The organism is Desulfuromusa ferrireducens (genome assembly GCF_055389805.1).
The window spans coordinates 3052707-3068111 of sequence record NZ_AP042415.1 but is presented as its reverse complement, the minus strand read 5'-3'; the positions used below and the strand labels follow the sequence as shown (position 1 = coordinate 3068111).

Genomic DNA, 15405 nt, shown 5'->3' with positions numbered 1-15405 from the left:
ATGAAACCGGTACTCCGCTTAAAAGATGTGATCATTCGTCAGGGGCAGAGCTTCAGCCTCTCGATTGAGAGACTGGAACTGTTGCCAAACCGCAGCTATGCGCTAACGGGAGACAATGGGGCCGGGAAAAGCACCCTGCTCAGGGCGCTGGCTTTTTTGAGCGTGCCGCAGCGAGGGACTATTAGCTTCGCCGCGACAGCAGAAACCCTGACGCAGCGACGGCAGAAGGTCACCCTGGTCGAGCAATCCCCCTACCTGCTCAAGGGGACGGTGGCGGACAATCTCACTTTCGGGCTGAAGTTGCGCGGCATTCCGGGAAAAGAGCAAAAAATACGGATCAAATCGACCCTTGAGACGGTCGGCCTGAACGGTTTCGAACAGCGTAAAGCCGACAAACTCTCAGGAGGGGAAGTACAACGAGTGGCCTTGGCCCGTGCTCTGGCCTTGCAACCTGAAGTGCTGCTGCTAGATGAACCGACCGCGAACATCGACAGCGCCAGCCTGCCCGCGTTTGAGGAATTACTCAGCAGGCTTCCAAATTATGGCGTTACGCTGATCTTTACCACCCATGATCTGACGCAACCCGAGCGGTTGGGCAGCGAAACCATCCGGCTGGAGAATGGTCGCCTGATCGCCAGCCCCAAAAACCCAATGAAACAGATTGAACTCACCACCATGGAGCAACACAGATGGCTAAATCCTTTGAAAGTGCAAGGGCTCTGATCCTCGACCGGGTCATGCCGTTAGGTAGCGACTCGGTCACCTTACTTGATGCCGTTGGCCGTGTCCTGGCAAAGGACATTGAATCGCCCTGCGAACTGCCGCGTTGGGACAATTCGGCCATGGACGGCTACGCGGTCCGGCACGAAGACAGCCGCGTTGGCGCGCGACTGACCATAAGCGGCTATATTTCGGCTGGCGCCAGCGCCGGGGATCTTCATGTTGCTCCGGGAAGTGCAATAAAAGTTATGACCGGCGCGCCAATCCCGAGCGGCTGTCAGGCGATTGTCCCCATCGAAGAGACCGAAGAGGATGGCACACAGGTGGTCATCGTCAGCCCGTTCCAGGTTGGTGATCATATCCGTTTTCGTGGCGAGGATATTCCGCAGGGTGAGGTGGTTATAACCACCGGCAGCATTCTGCGTCCGGCGGAAATCAACCTGCTCGCCTCCTTTGGTTGCAAAACGGTCAAGGTTTTCAAACGGCCGCAAGTCGCCATCCTGTCGACCGGTGACGAACTGGTCGAACCAGGGGAACCGATCGGCCCAGGACAAATAGCCAACAGCAATGCCTACTCCCTCGCGGCCGCGGTTAAGGAAGTTGGCGGTGAACCGGTGCTGCTCGGCATTGCACGTGACAATCGCGACAGCCTCAAGCAAAAACTCAACGAAGGCTTACAGGCGGATGTCTTGATCACTTCGGCTGGGGTGTCGATGGGGGATCGTGATCTGGTCTGCGAAATGTTGCAGGACGCTGGGGTCGAGCAACTGTTCTGGAAGGTCAACATCAAACCAGGACGACCGACGGCCTTCGGTTTAAAGGACGGCAAGCCAGTCTTTTCATTGCCCGGCAACCCGGTCTCGACCATGGTGACATTTGAGGAATTCGTCAGGCCGGCGCTGCTGAAAATGCAGGGGCATCTCAACCCCATCAAGCCATGCGTTAAAGCTACGCTGCAAGAAGCGGTCAAAAAGAAGCCTGGACGGGTGCAATTTCTACGGGTTTTCGTTACCGAGCACGCAGGCCGCCTGAGCGCCGCAAGTTCCGGTGATCAGAATACTGGTATTTTAAGGACCATGCTACGGGCCAACGGGATCGCCATCCTGCCAGCGGCACCTGAACGAATCGAGGCAGGCGAGCCGGTTGATGTCCATCTGATTTAACAGTTTTTCAGGCAGTGAAAGCATTTTTTTGCGATAATGGAAAGAATCAATGGACACAGACAATACAACGGCCTTGATCTGCCGGAAAGAGCGTACATGAATATCAGCAAGTTTGTTACTCCGGAAATTATCTTTGGCTGTGGTTCTTTGAGCCAAATTGGTGAAAGTGCCGTTCGGCTTGGAGCCGGTAAAGTATTCCTGGTTAGCGACGCAGAAGTTATCAGCGCCGGGTGGGTCGATATCGCCTGCAACTATCTCAAACAAGCCGGTCTGCAGACGGAAATTTTTTCTGCCCTTACTACCAATCCCAAAGATCTTGAAGTCGGCGCGGGGCTTGAACACTATCTGCAGTCCGGCTGCGATGCGATCATCGCCGTCGGTGGCGGTAGCCCGGTCGATGTTGCCAAGTCCGTCGCCATGCTTGCCAGCAACGGCGGGACATTACAGCAATACGAAGGAATCAATAACATCACCCGCCCCCTGCCGCCAATGGTCATGGTTCCCACCACCGCTGGCGCAGGTTCGGAAGTCAGTCAGTTTGCCATCATTGTCGACACGGAGCGCAAACTGAAGATGTCGATTATCTCAAAGTCACTGGTTCCCGACATCGCCATTGTCGACCCTGAGTTGCTACGCACCAAAGACAGTCTGTTGGCGGCAGCCACCGGCGTCGATGCGCTAACCCACGGCATCGAATCATTCGTATCTCTGGCGGCAACACCGCTGACCGACATTCACGCACTCAATGCCATCCGGCTCATCTCGCAGAACTTGCGTCAAGCAGTGCAGCAGCGTGACGATATCGAGGCGAATACCAACATGGCCATGGCCAGTCTTTGCGCTGGAATCGCCTTTTCCAATGCGATTCTCGGTGCGACCCATGCCATGACCCACCAGATCGATGGCTTACTGGATCACCATCATGGTGAAACCAACGCAGCGATCCTGCCACATGTCATGGAATTCAATCTGAGCGCTAATCCGCAAAAGTTCGTCACCATTGCCAATGCTCTCGACAAAAATACCCGTGGCCTGAGCACGGCCGCTGCGGCACGACTTTCAATCGAAGCGATCAATGAAATACTCGACGACATCGGACTAGCCAAAGGGCTGGCCGAGTTCGGAATCAAAGAGGAGATGATTCCGCCCCTGAGCAAAAACGCCCTGAACGATGCCTGCTTGGTCACCAACCCGCGAGCGGCAAACCTTCAGGATATTGAAGACATTTTCCGCAGGGCGCTATAGGCTCCAGCAATGAAGGACTTCCCTGTGGATAATCACGAAACGCTGTTAGAGCAACTGACCGGTGTCAACTCCTCGAAGCTCAACTACTATGTCGAGCTGAAGAAGACGACCGAGGAAGCCCTCAAGCAGAACAGCCGCCTGGAAATTCTTCATCAACTGACCCGGGATATCAATATCGACATGTCGATACAGGACATGCTCGACCGGGCCTTCAGCAAACTGCCCCAGGCGCTACCCTGCAGTTTTATCGGCATAATCACCCTCAAGGAGGAAAACCTCCACCTGAAGGCGGTTACCCCACGCGACTTCTGCCGGATTGATGAATTTCCTGAGGACTCCCCCTCCTGGGTGGTTATCCGAAGTAAAAAGGCCGCAATTTTTGCTGATCAGAATTATGCTCACCATGTCTGGCACAGTTCCAAGTATCCGGGCCAAGTAAATTCCTTTGCTATCGCACCGATGTTTGAACGTGCCGAAGTCATTGGGGTTTTAGTGGTCGGCCGGGCGAGCGAGCCGAAATTTTCAACTGCAGAGCTCCAGTTTGTCAATCACCTCGCCGACCAACTGGCGATCAGTATCCAGAACGCCCGTCTTTACAAACAGGTTTCACGAACGACAAAGGAATGGGAGGCAACGTTCAAGGCGGTAACCGACCCCATCTTTGTGATCGATACGGATTATAATGTATTACGCCACAATGACAGGTTCTCTCCCGAGATCAGTCAGTATTGGCAACAGGGCATGGAGAATAAATGCTTTGCCAAACTCCGTGGACTAACTGAGCCCTGCTCAGACTGCCCGCTGGATGAGATCAAAAGAACTGGACAACCGTTGCAACGCAACTGGCAGACCGATTCCGGCACCTTGCTGGAAACGGACTACTACCCGGTTTATAATGATGAAAAACAACTCGCGGCGATCACCATAATCCTCAAAGATGTCACCTTGAAAACCAAAATGGAAGCCCAGTTGGTCCACTCTGCAAAACTTGCCGCCCTCGGGGAGATGGCTGCAGGAGTCGCCCATGAACTGAACAGTCCGATGACGGTTATTATCGGCACCGCGCAAATGCTCGCCAGGGATTTCCAAAGTGAATCACTGGAGCATGAAAGCCTGCAGGACGTGATCAATTCAGGGCTTCGTTGCAAGGGAATTATTCAAAACCTGTTGACCTTTTCCCGCCAGGATCAGGTGCCGATGGCCGACATTGATCTGAATGAACAAGTCAGACGTGTGCTCGGCTTGATCCGCTACCAGATTAACCGGAATCAGGTTCAGATCGTCGACCGTCTCGATCCGAACCCTGTCATGGTCAACGCCAACGGGCCGCAGTTGCAGCAGGTATTAACCAATCTGCTGATCAATGCCCGCGACGCCGTGAAAGATTGCGGCCGAGAGAATAAAACGATTACCGTCTACTCGTTTATCTGTCATGACGGGGAGAAATCGTCAGCCGTGGTCAGCGTTCATGACAATGGCATCGGTATCAATCAGGAAAATCTGAAAAAAATCTTCACCCCGTTTTTTACCAGTAAGGACGCAACCAAGGGGACCGGTCTCGGCCTATCAGTCAGTCTCGGGATTGCTGAGTCGCATTCGGGAACGATTGAAGTCGAAAGTACGCTCGGCATGGGAAGTACCTTTTCTCTGTTGTTGCCGGTGGATTCTGAGGATCACGCTGTAACCCTTCAACAAAGGTAAAAGACATTGTCTGAAAACCGGATACTGATCATTGACGACGAAGCGGATGTCTGCAACTTTTTCAGACGTCTCCTCGGCAGAAGAGGCTATCAAGTAACAACAGCCACCAGTGAGAGAGATGCCCTGCTGGCCCTTAATGACTGGGATTTCGGCGTCGCCATGGTCGACCTGAAGCTGCCTGACACCGACGGGCTGACCCTGCTGCAGCATATAAAGAAAGCTCAGCCGGGCTGCGAAGTCATTATCATGACCGGCTTCAGTACCATCAAAACAGCTGTTCAGGCCATGCAGTTGGGGGCGTTTGAATACATTGAAAAGCCCTTTGATGACATCGGCGAAATCGAAGCATTGATTGAAAAGGCCGCCAATCACGCACTGAAGCTGCAAACTGGCCAGATCGAAGAGGAAGACTGGCACACCGTGGCTGAGCGGGTCGGTTTTTTCGTCGGCCGGTCGCAGGAAATGCGCCGCCTCGTCAGTCTGGCGTACAAGATTGCCGGCAAAAATATCAACGTGCTGATACAGGGCAATACCGGATCGGGCAAGGAAGTCCTCGCCCGATTTATCCATGCGGCCTCCGGTCGGGCCGATCAAGCCTTCATCGCTGTCAACTGTGGGGCGCTGCCGGAAAACCTTCTCGAAAGTGAGCTTTTTGGTCACGAGCGCGGAGCTTTTACCGGGGCGAATCAGTCGCGCCGCGGTATTTTCGAGTTAGCTCACCAAGGAACCCTCTTTCTAGATGAGATCGGTGATGCCAGCCCGTCGATTCAGGTCAAATTATTGCGGGTGCTGGAAACCGGTGAATTCTGCCGCGTCGGCGGAGAACATCCGATTAAGACCGATGTCCGCATCCTTTCGGCAACCAACGTCAACCTGGAAGAAGCCATTCGTGACAAAACCTTCCGCGAAGATCTCTTCTACCGGCTCAATGTAGTGCAACTGGTCTCACCAGACCTAGTTCAGCGGCAGGAAGACATCAAGGCCCTCTCCGAACACTTTATCCTACAGTTCAGTCCCGGACTCACGCTGCATCCGAAGGCTATAGCGGCCCTTGAGGCCTATACCTGGCCGGGAAATATCCGTGAACTGGCCAATACCTTACGTCGGGCGGTCGCGTTGTGCGATGGCGAGTCGATCCGCATTTCGGACTTGGGAACCAAGTTGACCAGTGAGGACCTGTCACCACAAGCGTTGATGTTCCCAGGACAAACGGAGGGCCGGACCGAGCAGCGTGGTGCAAATGGGTGGGAAGACTTCTGGCAATACTATGCCCGGGAAGAGCATCTGCAGAGCCTGAGTCCTGGGGAATTAAATCAACTGCTACTGTCGCTGCACGGGCTGGAAAAAACTCTCATTAGCGTGATGCGCGACAGGGGACTTAAGCCTCCGCCAAACAAAATCCTCAAAGACTCTGAAGTGGAGACCATAAAAAAGACCCTTGAGGAGCAGCGCTGGAATATCACCACAACAGCCAAGGCCCTCGGCATTGCACGCAATACCCTGCACCGCAAAATAAAACTATACGGGCTGGACAATACTTAACCGCGCTCTGGCCATGACCATCTTCCCGTAGTTCAATAACTGTGATGTGAAAGATAAATTATGCATGAGAATATTTTGAAGTGCCCCAAGTGTGATGCCGCCGTTACCACGTTCAGAAACCCGTTCCCCACGGTCGATATCATTATTCGTCAAGGTGAACAGATTGTACTCATCGAACGTAAAAATGAACCATACGGCTGGGCGCTGCCCGGGGGATTTGTCGACTACGGCGAGAGCCTTGAGCAGGCCGCGTTGCGTGAAGCTAAAGAGGAAACGGCGCTCGATCTTAACAATCTGTGCCAATTCAGAGCCTACTCAGACCCCAACCGAGACCCACGCCAACACAATATTTCCATGGTCTTCACCGCCGAAGGGGAAGGTCTGTTGTGCGGTGGCGATGATGCTGCCCGGGCGCAACTTTTTGCGCTGGCTCAACTTCCGTCTGAGCTGTGCTTCGATCATGCCCGGATTCTACAGGATTATCGCAACGGCCTGGCTGACAAACCCTGATCATTGAACGACGTCGACAAAAGACCTAATGCCCTTATCCGCTCGTTTGGCAACCTGAGTCAGGGCAACCGGTCATCACGAGATGGATAAAATCCGCGTGAGCAACAGTATTGCGCAGGGCGACTTACCAGGTAACGTTTGTCTCTGGTCGAGGAATTTAAGCTCTCCAAGTTTCATGGAAGATAATAGGTAATTTCATTCATTCCGACAAGAAATTCTAAATTGCGGGGGGAAGGCCGATCACAAGGAACAGCCCCCCAGCGATTAAGAAGTTCCTCGGCATGGTCGGCACAGGCAGGAGTGAAGTAAAGGTCGATGCCGCCATCGTCTCGCTGCAGCTGAAACAGAGCCATCACCCTAGGTGCGCATGCTGCGGCGAAAGCTTCAGAAAAAAATTCCTTGCGGGACTCCACCTCACCCGTTGTTACTTGGTTACTGTTCAGAGCGGCGGGTGTCAAGGTAGTTGTCGCCTCAAGCCGCACTATGCGACCTTCTTTAAAGGAGTCTCTTCTGATGGTTCGCTCTTTTCAGGGTTGAGTCGAACTACGGCGATGGACTGCCAGTTACGGGTCTGACCGGACCAGCGGTCCGGATTCTTGTGCCGTGCCTCGGAGTAGACTTTTCTCCGCTTCTTCAGGATCGTTTCTTCCCGCCCATAGTGCCGGTCATCCGGAGTCACAAAGCGGATCTGGCTATGCAGATGTTCGGTGTTGTACCACTGAACAAATTTATCGACCCAGCTCTGGGCAGCCCCCAGGTTTGCGAACGGCCCGGCGGGGTACTCGGGGCGATATTTCATGGTTCGGAACAGCGACTCGGAAAACGGATTATCGTCACTGACTCCGGGACGACTGAATGATGGAACTACGCCTAACCGCTGTAAAGTGGACAGCATGGTGGAAGCTTTCATCGGGCTGCCATTGTCGGAGTGCAATACCAGGCCGTCTGGATCAATCTTATGCCGATGACAGGTTTCAACAAGCATCAGTGCACTGTTTTGGCCACATTCTTTCTCGAACACTCTGGCAGCAACAATCTTGCGGCTCCAAACATCGATAGTCAGATACAGATAGTAAAATCGTCCCCTGACTTGAGACTTCAAATACGTAATATCCCAGGACCACACTTGGCATGGGCCGGTTGCAACTTTTTCACGCGGGCGGCGGTGAGTTGCAGGTCGACAACGCTCCCGATGAGCCAGTTGATTCTCTTCACGCAAAATACGGTAGAAGGTCGATTCCGAAGCAACGTATCTGCCTTCATCGGCCAAGCGAGGCACGATCTGCTTGGGTGAAAGATCTTGATACTTTGGCGAGTTGGCCACCATCAAGACCTGTTCCCGTTCGGCCGACGTCAATTTGTTTGCAGGGGCGGTCAGTGGTCTTGAACGCCGGTCCTCTCCGCCGTCCAGTCGTCGCCAGCGTTGAATGGTACGGGCAGCAAGACCCAGCAATTGAGCTGCAGGTTTCAATCTGGCACCCAAAGCAACGGTTTCATCAAGAAGGTCGAGAATCTGACGTCGAACTAACTGTCCGTGTTGTCGTCCTCGTCCCCCCAGATCATCCGGGCTTTTTTTTTGAGAACCAGCAGGGCCGCAGTTTCAGCGAGTGCCGCGTCTTTACGCCTGAGTTCCCTTTCCAGCCCACGGACACGCTTGGTTTCTGGGGATTTCTTGCCAGGGGCGATTGGCTTTGGTTCCAAGCCAGCAAGCATCTGCTCTTGCCACTGCTGTAACTGCGCACTGTGAAGTCCTTTACTGCGTAGGAATGCGCCGAGATCTTCATCGGTCAAAGATGCTGCTTCGAGCACGGCAGTCAGCTTTTCTTTTGCACTCCAGTCTTGCGGGCGTTTCATTTTGGAAGGCCTCGGTAATGTAGTAGGAAGTTTGTTCGGGTCTATGGCTTGACGATCAACAGTAGCAGCATCCCGCTGCCACCGATAGAGTGACGCACGAGAGGCACCAATCTCATCGGCCAGTACCCCAGGACTGGGGCCAGCAGGATCTGTCATTTTCTGAACCATCAAGGCTCGGAATGCTTTGGAATACATGTGCCACCTAACTGCCCCCAGTTCATATTGATATTTTAAGTTCAGTTAGAGGCGACAACTACCCTGGCACAGGGGGAGAGTCGATCGATACCAGGTCATCGTGGTTGCTCCTTACTGCTGCGTTTAATTTAACACCAATGATAAGCTTTGCCTGGAAAGTGTCAAGATAGTTGCACAGCAAACGTCCTCTTGGGCTAAGGGTTGATATGATTGAGCCATCAAACTTGATTCAAAAGAGCCCCACGGGTTGACCGTAGTGTAATGGTCAACTATGGGCCCCCAAGCAGACAACCTATTTATAACCGGGGGGAAACTTGCGACTAACAAAACTTAAACGATGTGAAAGGCGACCAGCGTAACCGGCGAGCCCCTTCCGCATCAAACACTAACTTACTGGAAGTGGCGACTTCCAGTAACGATCGATCTAGCCACCCTTTAGACCCATAATTAGATATGGAGCAACTTCCGAGACGCTAAACCAGGTTGGCGTTTTCGAGCTGAAGTAGCCCCTGCTCAATGTTCCACAAGTCGACACTTGCAGGAACTTGCCTGTCGAAACTTACAATATATGAGATACCTTCCTGCCTTGATTGAGTGTGCCGTTGGTCCTTAGGCAAAGCAGGATCACATTATCGGTCAATTTACAAAACTTGGGAAAACAGGTGCCGGAGATGCCTTCCTTTCCGGCTGCAATCAGATTCAACCAAAATGTGCGCTGTATCCTAGTAAATATGCTGTGTAATTCACGGAGATTGAAACAATCTCCGTGAATTACACAAGCAAACGGGGGGGGGCAACCTATCTTAGTCTGCAAGAAATCAGTTCAGGGGACAAACGCCGTCGTTCTCAGCCTCAAAAATATCTTTCAAACTCTCCATCGCTTCAGACCCGGGCGTAAAAGATTCCGTGTCAAAAAGTGCATTGACCATGGCCGCAACCCCTCCATCTCCCTGGAAGTCACATCCAATGGCACTGCCATTTAGCAAAGCGGCAACAGCATGACGCAAAAAGGCGTTAAGTCCACCTCCACCAGCCTTGAGGGCGTTCAGAAGGGTTGCTTGCTCCAGAGGGGTGCCATTTTTCAGTTCCAGACCTGCCGGGCAATTGAATACCTCGCATAGAGGAGTATCAGGTTGATAACCAACCCAGGAAGCTGCGTGCTGGGGTTGTTTCCAGTAACCAGGAGTACATCCCTCGTTGCATGCAAATGAATTAACGCTGAACAATACTGAAAATATCACCGTTAGATTCAAGGCCCAATATAGTCTACTCATTTAGTGTCCTCCCTATCGTCTGTTTGAATTCATCAAAAAACAACTACCCACGTAATACAGCCCTTCCTATCTGCATAACCTCCTTGCCTTTTTATGAAAAAAAGTCCGACCAATAAGGGTGCTCCCCCGATAACTAAGTGATGTCAGCATATCTTGAAATCCAAAGCTGTCAATGAGGGGGCATTTGTCTGTCGACACGTTTTATACTTTTTTGTTTAGGTAGATGCGTCTCAAAACCCGATACCCTCTGGCCGTGCCGGTTCGATCCCGGTCTTCGACCATCAACAAAAACAAAAAGCCTAGCCAGAAATGGCTAGGCCTTTTGTTTTATCACCTTCTCGAAATGGTACAGCGGCGGTAGCAGTTAAATTGCCCGATAAACAGCACACTCAGGGTTCCGTCTCAAATATTTGGAGATATGCAAAGTGGTGTGACTTGTCCCTGCGAGCGCTATTCAGCATCTCACCAGTTGCGTCAAAATGGGATTTCAAAAGTCCAAGGACAAATTATACCAGAGGCAGCGACTGTCCGATTAATCACCCGCTATAGAACGCGAAACGCCCACGATTACCTGATCGTGGGCGTTTCTTTGAATAGGGTACATATCGAACACTGATTTACTGGAAGTGGCCCTCACAGTAAAACTCGATCTGTCCAACGGCCTGCCCCATAAACCAATACCGGGCAACTTTCAGGACAAATTCTGCCGGTCAACATTTTCGAGCCTAAATGAAGCCCGTTCACTGTCCAACAAGTCGACCTTTCGACCGCTGTGCCTCTCTCTACCAGGTCAATTGTAGCTAATTAGGCGTCGATGCATCCATCTAGCCACGCTTGGATATCCTTTATCGGAATGGGTTTGTCAAATATCTTGCACCCGAGAGATTCTGCGCGCTTTAAATACTCACTTGACCAGTCACCAGAAAAAATGGCTTTGCGGTGATCCATAATTTTACAGTCTTTTTCCTTGAGCCGCTCCAGGAATTCCACCCCAGTCATGCCAGGCATCTGGTTATCGGTCAAAAGAACATCAAAGCAAGGGAGGTCACTCTGGCAGCGTTTATCAATATGGCAAAGTGTCCCTGTCTCCCGATTCATGAAGAGGCACGGATCTGCAAAAGAGATTACTTTGAATTCTCCCTGCTCCAGGATAGCTTCCAATAAGTCACGATAGTCCTCGTTATCATCGAAAACCGCAGCTATTTTTTTACACATCCGCTCCCCCCCTTTCATTTCTCCCTCTACTAAGAAGCTACTACCACTTCATGAGAAAGCAACTTATGGGGCGAATGGAAATCCGGACATTGATAACTATTTTTTCTAAAAATGGACATACCCAGGATTTCAAAATAGAAAGTTAGCACTAATCCACTGCGACTAACGTATTGGATGAAGCAATGCGACCTACAGGTATGGTTCTATTGAATCACAATGTTGTTTTCCTGAACCGAAAAGCTGACAGATCGACAGGCTTATAGTTCCTCGCAATCCAGTAGACTTCGACCCAAGCAACCGACAAGTCCCTATCCGTTCGTTTGATAGATATCAGGTCAAAATGGGTTTTCATCTATCCGGAGGGATTTTGATGGGGGCCGGATGTCCGAGAAGTCACCTGTTTAAATACGCAAAACGCCCACGACTACCTCATCGTGGGGTTTTCTTCGAATAGGGTACTTATCAAACACTAACTTACTGGAAGTGGCGATATATAAGACACCCACGATCTGTCCGATATTCTGACCCATAAAACATTGCAGAACAACTTCCAAGACAGTTTCGACTAAGCGGCAATATCAGGCCGAATCCAGCCTCGTTCTATGTCCGACAAGTGGACACTTTTAAGAATAGAGGGCAACCGTCAGGAATGTCTGCTTGTTTATGGCACTGGCCATTTACACAAAATATTTTACAGGCCCCCTTCAGGTTGGTGGCGATTCTAATGTCAATATTTTACTAAATTCAGTTTATGGTTTTCGCGCATCAGACGCAAAATCCGCTAACGAGCGACGCGCACACCTTCACGAAACCGCAGTCGCGCCCAGACCTTGCGATGTCCCTCTCCGGTAAAGGGAGTGGTTGCCAGATCGTGACGGATCAAGGCCAGAAGGTCCTCGTCGCTGATCGACGGACGCGGGCCACGGCGGCCCGGTGTCGTACCGGAAACCTGACGGCCAACATTGTAGAACGTGGAGTGAGCCTGCTCCCAGATGCGGCAGACCGCTCAATTGATCTCTTCGAGTGAGTGAATAAGCTTGTGAACCGCTCTTGTTGTATTGACGGCCTCTTTGGTGATCGGTTCTGTTTTTCCGTAGGCGACTGCGATTTTGGAGGTAACGGAACCTAGTCGATCGGATATCTCACGCAATTCGTCAACAAGGGCTTGGTGTTCATCTGCTGAAAGACCAGGGTTCTTATCAGGCATTATTCATCCTCCTTTGATTTGAGTTGTTGGGTGGTTCTGATAGCCTGTCAGAAGGGGCGGGAAAACTCAAGACGGAAGAGAAGAGTTGGGTGGCGCGACCACTGAAGAGCTGTTGCTTGAAATCAATAATATGTTGGCGTGTCTTCAGGCGATTGAGTCGCTGCAGTCTTCGATTGAACAGCGGATCGGGAGCCCGACAGGATTATTGCCGCAACAGGAGTGATCGATCAATGCGTTGGCTGCTGATCTCGTCAAGTGTGGGCCTTCTGCACTGGAGGATCATAACCGGCTGCACATTAGGAGGCTGTCTGCATGCTTGAAGAATTTGGACCTTCTCTCTATGTAGCCGAGGGTCCGGCCGTATCGTTTTTCGGCTTTCCGTATCCCACCCGTATGGCGGTGGTACGACTCTCGGACGGCGGCGTATGGGTATGGTCGCCAGTCGCCCTGACCGACGAGCTGGCCAGCTCGGTCGAGGCAGTCGGACCCGTACGTCATATCGTATCGCCGAACAAAATACATCATCTATTCTTGGGAGAATGGGCTGAGCGATGGCCTAGTGCGCGGCTGTATGCTCCGCCTGGTCTTGCCCGTAAAAAGCCGGAAGTTCACTTTGATGCTGATCTTAGCGATGAACCCGATCCGGCTTGGGCGGCGGACATCGATCAAGTGATCTTTCGTGGCTCATTGGCAATGGACGAGGTCGTGTTTTTCCACCGGGCGTCTTGCACTACGATCATTTGCGACCTCATCCAGCGGCATGCGCAAGAAAAAATGTCGGGCTGGAAAGGTAAGCTTATGCAGCTAGATAGCTTGGTTGGTGAGCAAGGCAGCACACCGCGGGAGTGGCGGGCTAGCTTTCTTAGCCGCGGACCCGCCCGCGCTGCTCGTCAGAAAGTGCTTGGCTGGGGACCCAGCCGACTACTGATTGCGCACGGCGAATGCGCACAAACCGGGGCAACAGAGATTATCAGAAAGGCGCTGAGCTGGATCTAGAATGTCTATCTCGGGACATTAGCGGACGGCCATAGTGTCTTCCGCTAATATAGACAACAGTCATTTGGGCATGTGCAGTATGTTGCTCCATAACCAGCGAATGCAGTGGACGCTAAAAGCGCCACTGATTAGGGCGTTGAGCCTGTAGAAAAACCTGTCCAATAAATCACCCAAAAGGAGATATTATGTCACCAGAATCAACGAAAGGTGAAAATACACAAACGACACCCCAAGAACCTCAGGAACAAACAGAAAAAGAACAGCAACCTGTTGTGTCTGGAAAACAGATCGGTATTCGATTGCTATACACCATTCTGTTCCTTGTCATTCTTGGAATTGTGATGGTCATTGTTAAAGTCGTAGTTATCTTTCAATTTATTTATTTTTTCAGCACCCGGAAACCAAATGAATCGGTTCGGGAATTTTCCAACAAAATTTCCACCTATGGATATCGAATATTCCGATATGTCACTCTGAACGAAAGCCAGCGTCCTTTTCCTTTCACCAATTTTCCTCCAGAACTGGACCCCCCTGAAGAGCAAATCATGTCAGATTAAAGACTACGTTGAAGCTGTATAAAAACCTTTCCCATAAGGCACTCCTTTAAACACGCGAAAGCCGCATGATTACCAGATCATGCGGCTTTCTTGGTATAGGGTACATATCGGACAAGCGCACTTGCTTCGTTAAGGGGGCAGTTTACCTGCTCGTCATCGGACTGGTGATCTATGTAGCCTGTTTGTTTTTAGGCTGGATTGATTGAGTGCTATGATCGGGTCAATTCTAACCCATAAGAGGGACTACTACGATGAACCCGTCTATCTATCAGCTTTCAGTTGCCGACTTGTTGTGGGCCAGCGTTCCGGTTCTGGCGGTCTTGGCCATCTTCTACAGCTGGTCAATCGAGATTGGCCAGACCCTGCAGGGCCTCGCCAGAATGGTGGTGCAGTTGGTTTTTGTCGGTTATTTACTCACCTATATCTTTGCCGCCACCAACCCCTACCTGATCAGCGCTATCCTTTGCCTGATGCTGTCGGCAGCTGGCTGGATCTCCCTGCGTCCTCTCCAACGCCGCAACAAGAATGCCTATTGGCTCTCCCTGACCTCGATCTCCGGCGGCAGTCTCTTCACCCTGCTCATTGTCGTTAAAGGGGTACTCTGCCTCTCGCCTTGGTATGAACCGCGCTACCTGATCCCTATTGCCGGCATGATCCTTGCCAATGCCATGAATGCGGTCAGCCTGGCGGCAGAGCGTTTTCAAAGCGAGATAGACCGCAAACCCGACTACCAAGAGGCCAGAAACAAGGCCATGCATACCGCCATGATCCCGATCACCAACTCCCTCTTCGCTGTGGGTCTGGTCTCGCTGCCCGGCATGATGACCGGGCAGATCCTCTCCGGCACATCACCACTGATCGCGGTTCGTTATCAGATCATGGTCATGTGCATGGTCTTCGGCTCAGCAGGAATCTCCGCTGGCCTCTACCTCTTTTTATTAAGGGATAAGGTTAGAACTTAACGTCCTGCAGACGGGCTTTTCCGTCATTGAAGTAGATCTGTGATAGTGGACATCATAACGTTAATCATTCGACTCGCGTCGACTGAAGGATGTCTGACAAGTCACCTGTTTCAACACGCAAAAAGCCAACGATTACTAGGTCGCGGGATTTTCTTTGAATAGGGTACTTATCAAACACTAACTCCTACTTACTGGAAGTGGCGATATTCAGTAATGCTCGATCTGGCCGATTTCCTGATCTATAAAACAATGCAGAACAACTTC

At 51.5% G+C, this 15405-nt stretch carries 15 protein-coding genes; 10 read left to right on the top strand and 5 right to left on the bottom strand.

Annotation, left to right across the window (positions count from 1 at the left end; all coding sequences use genetic code 11):
• From ACZ5PT_RS13760 to ACZ5PT_RS13735, 6 genes are all read left to right on the top strand, one after another.
• A complete protein-coding gene (locus ACZ5PT_RS13760) occupies positions 1-723 on the top strand; it encodes an ABC transporter ATP-binding protein (RefSeq protein WP_464263607.1) in 723 nt (240 codons plus the stop codon).
• Positions 690-1883: a molybdopterin molybdotransferase MoeA gene (locus ACZ5PT_RS13755; protein WP_464263606.1), complete on the top strand. Its 1194-nt coding sequence runs from the start codon at positions 690-692 to the stop codon at positions 1881-1883. Before ACZ5PT_RS13760 ends, ACZ5PT_RS13755 begins: the two co-directional genes overlap by 34 nt.
• A 96-nt stretch (positions 1884-1979) precedes the next feature.
• On the top strand, positions 1980-3128 hold the full coding sequence (locus ACZ5PT_RS13750; RefSeq protein WP_464263605.1) for an iron-containing alcohol dehydrogenase: 1149 nt from the start codon (positions 1980-1982) through the stop codon (positions 3126-3128).
• Positions 3129-3152: 24 nt separating this feature from the next.
• Positions 3153-4829 (top strand): GAF domain-containing sensor histidine kinase, encoded by a 1677-nt coding sequence (locus ACZ5PT_RS13745; protein WP_464263604.1) that lies wholly within the window; start codon positions 3153-3155, stop codon positions 4827-4829.
• Positions 4830-4835: 6 nt separating this feature from the next.
• The gene (locus tag ACZ5PT_RS13740; RefSeq protein WP_464263603.1) at positions 4836-6371 is read left to right on the top strand and encodes a sigma-54-dependent transcriptional regulator; all 1536 of its coding nucleotides are present in this window, start codon (positions 4836-4838) and stop codon (positions 6369-6371) included.
• A 60-nt stretch (positions 6372-6431) separates the two neighbouring features.
• A complete protein-coding gene (locus tag ACZ5PT_RS13735) occupies positions 6432-6881 on the top strand; it encodes an NUDIX domain-containing protein (protein WP_464263602.1) in 450 nt (149 codons plus the stop codon).
• 173 nt (positions 6882-7054) lie between these two features.
• On the opposite strand, the gene ACZ5PT_RS13730 is transcribed toward ACZ5PT_RS13735, so the two are convergent.
• From ACZ5PT_RS13730 to ACZ5PT_RS13710, 5 genes are all read right to left on the bottom strand, one after another.
• On the bottom strand, positions 7055-7234 hold the full coding sequence (locus ACZ5PT_RS13730) for a hypothetical protein (RefSeq protein ID WP_464263601.1): 180 nt from the start codon (positions 7232-7234) through the stop codon (positions 7055-7057).
• Positions 7235-7362: 128 nt separating this feature from the next.
• A protein-coding gene (locus ACZ5PT_RS13725; RefSeq protein WP_464263600.1) for an IS3 family transposase occupies positions 7363-8930 on the bottom strand; the annotation gives its coding sequence in 2 pieces (ribosomal slippage) (positions 7363-8450 and positions 8450-8930; 1569 coding nt in all).
• A gap of 818 nt (positions 8931-9748) precedes the next feature.
• Positions 9749-10204, bottom strand: coding sequence for a hypothetical protein (locus tag ACZ5PT_RS13720; RefSeq protein ID WP_464263599.1), 456 nt, complete (start codon positions 10202-10204; stop codon positions 9749-9751).
• Positions 10205-11008: 804 nt separating this feature from the next.
• Positions 11009-11419 carry a response regulator gene (locus ACZ5PT_RS13715; RefSeq protein ID WP_464263598.1) on the bottom strand — a complete coding sequence of 137 codons (411 nt, stop codon included), beginning with the start codon at positions 11417-11419 and terminating at the stop codon, positions 11009-11011.
• A 1006-nt stretch (positions 11420-12425) separates the two neighbouring features.
• Positions 12426-12626, bottom strand: a complete 201-nt coding sequence (locus ACZ5PT_RS13710; protein WP_464263597.1) for a hypothetical protein — start codon at positions 12624-12626, stop codon at positions 12426-12428.
• A gap of 85 nt (positions 12627-12711) precedes the next feature.
• Here ACZ5PT_RS13710 and ACZ5PT_RS13705 point away from each other — a divergent pair, with 85 nt between their 5' ends.
• From ACZ5PT_RS13705 to ACZ5PT_RS13690, 4 genes are all read left to right on the top strand, one after another.
• Entirely contained in the window at positions 12712-12849 is a 138-nt protein-coding gene (locus tag ACZ5PT_RS13705) for a hypothetical protein (protein ID WP_464263596.1), read from the top strand.
• Positions 12850-12938: 89 nt separating this feature from the next.
• A complete protein-coding gene (locus ACZ5PT_RS13700) occupies positions 12939-13622 on the top strand; it encodes a DUF4336 domain-containing protein (protein WP_464263595.1) in 684 nt (227 codons plus the stop codon).
• Positions 13623-13807: 185 nt separating this feature from the next.
• Positions 13808-14179 carry a DUF4389 domain-containing protein gene (locus ACZ5PT_RS13695; RefSeq protein ID WP_464263594.1) on the top strand — a complete coding sequence of 124 codons (372 nt, stop codon included), beginning with the start codon at positions 13808-13810 and terminating at the stop codon, positions 14177-14179.
• 251 nt (positions 14180-14430) lie between these two features.
• Positions 14431-15141: an ABC transporter permease gene (locus tag ACZ5PT_RS13690; RefSeq protein WP_464263593.1), complete on the top strand. Its 711-nt coding sequence runs from the start codon at positions 14431-14433 to the stop codon at positions 15139-15141.
• Positions 15142-15405 lie beyond the last annotated feature (264 nt).

Coding starts and splice junctions, on each gene's coding strand:
- ACZ5PT_RS13760 (WP_464263607.1), top strand. CDS start 1: ATGAAACCGGTACTCCGCTTAAAAGATGTGATCATTCGTCAGGGGCAG.
- ACZ5PT_RS13755 (WP_464263606.1), top strand. CDS start 690: ATGGCTAAATCCTTTGAAAGTGCAAGGGCTCTGATCCTCGACCGGGTC.
- ACZ5PT_RS13750 (WP_464263605.1), top strand. CDS start 1,980: ATGAATATCAGCAAGTTTGTTACTCCGGAAATTATCTTTGGCTGTGGT.
- ACZ5PT_RS13735 (WP_464263602.1), top strand. CDS start 6,432: ATGCATGAGAATATTTTGAAGTGCCCCAAGTGTGATGCCGCCGTTACC.
- ACZ5PT_RS13730 (WP_464263601.1), bottom strand. CDS start 7,234: ATGGCTCTGTTTCAGCTGCAGCGAGACGATGGCGGCATCGACCTTTAC.
- ACZ5PT_RS13720 (WP_464263599.1), bottom strand. CDS start 10,204: ATGAGTAGACTATATTGGGCCTTGAATCTAACGGTGATATTTTCAGTA.
- ACZ5PT_RS13715 (WP_464263598.1), bottom strand. CDS start 11,419: ATGTGTAAAAAAATAGCTGCGGTTTTCGATGATAACGAGGACTATCGT.
- ACZ5PT_RS13710 (WP_464263597.1), bottom strand. CDS start 12,626: ATGCCTGATAAGAACCCTGGTCTTTCAGCAGATGAACACCAAGCCCTT.
- ACZ5PT_RS13700 (WP_464263595.1), top strand. CDS start 12,939: ATGCTTGAAGAATTTGGACCTTCTCTCTATGTAGCCGAGGGTCCGGCC.
- ACZ5PT_RS13695 (WP_464263594.1), top strand. CDS start 13,808: ATGTCACCAGAATCAACGAAAGGTGAAAATACACAAACGACACCCCAA.
- ACZ5PT_RS13690 (WP_464263593.1), top strand. CDS start 14,431: ATGAACCCGTCTATCTATCAGCTTTCAGTTGCCGACTTGTTGTGGGCC.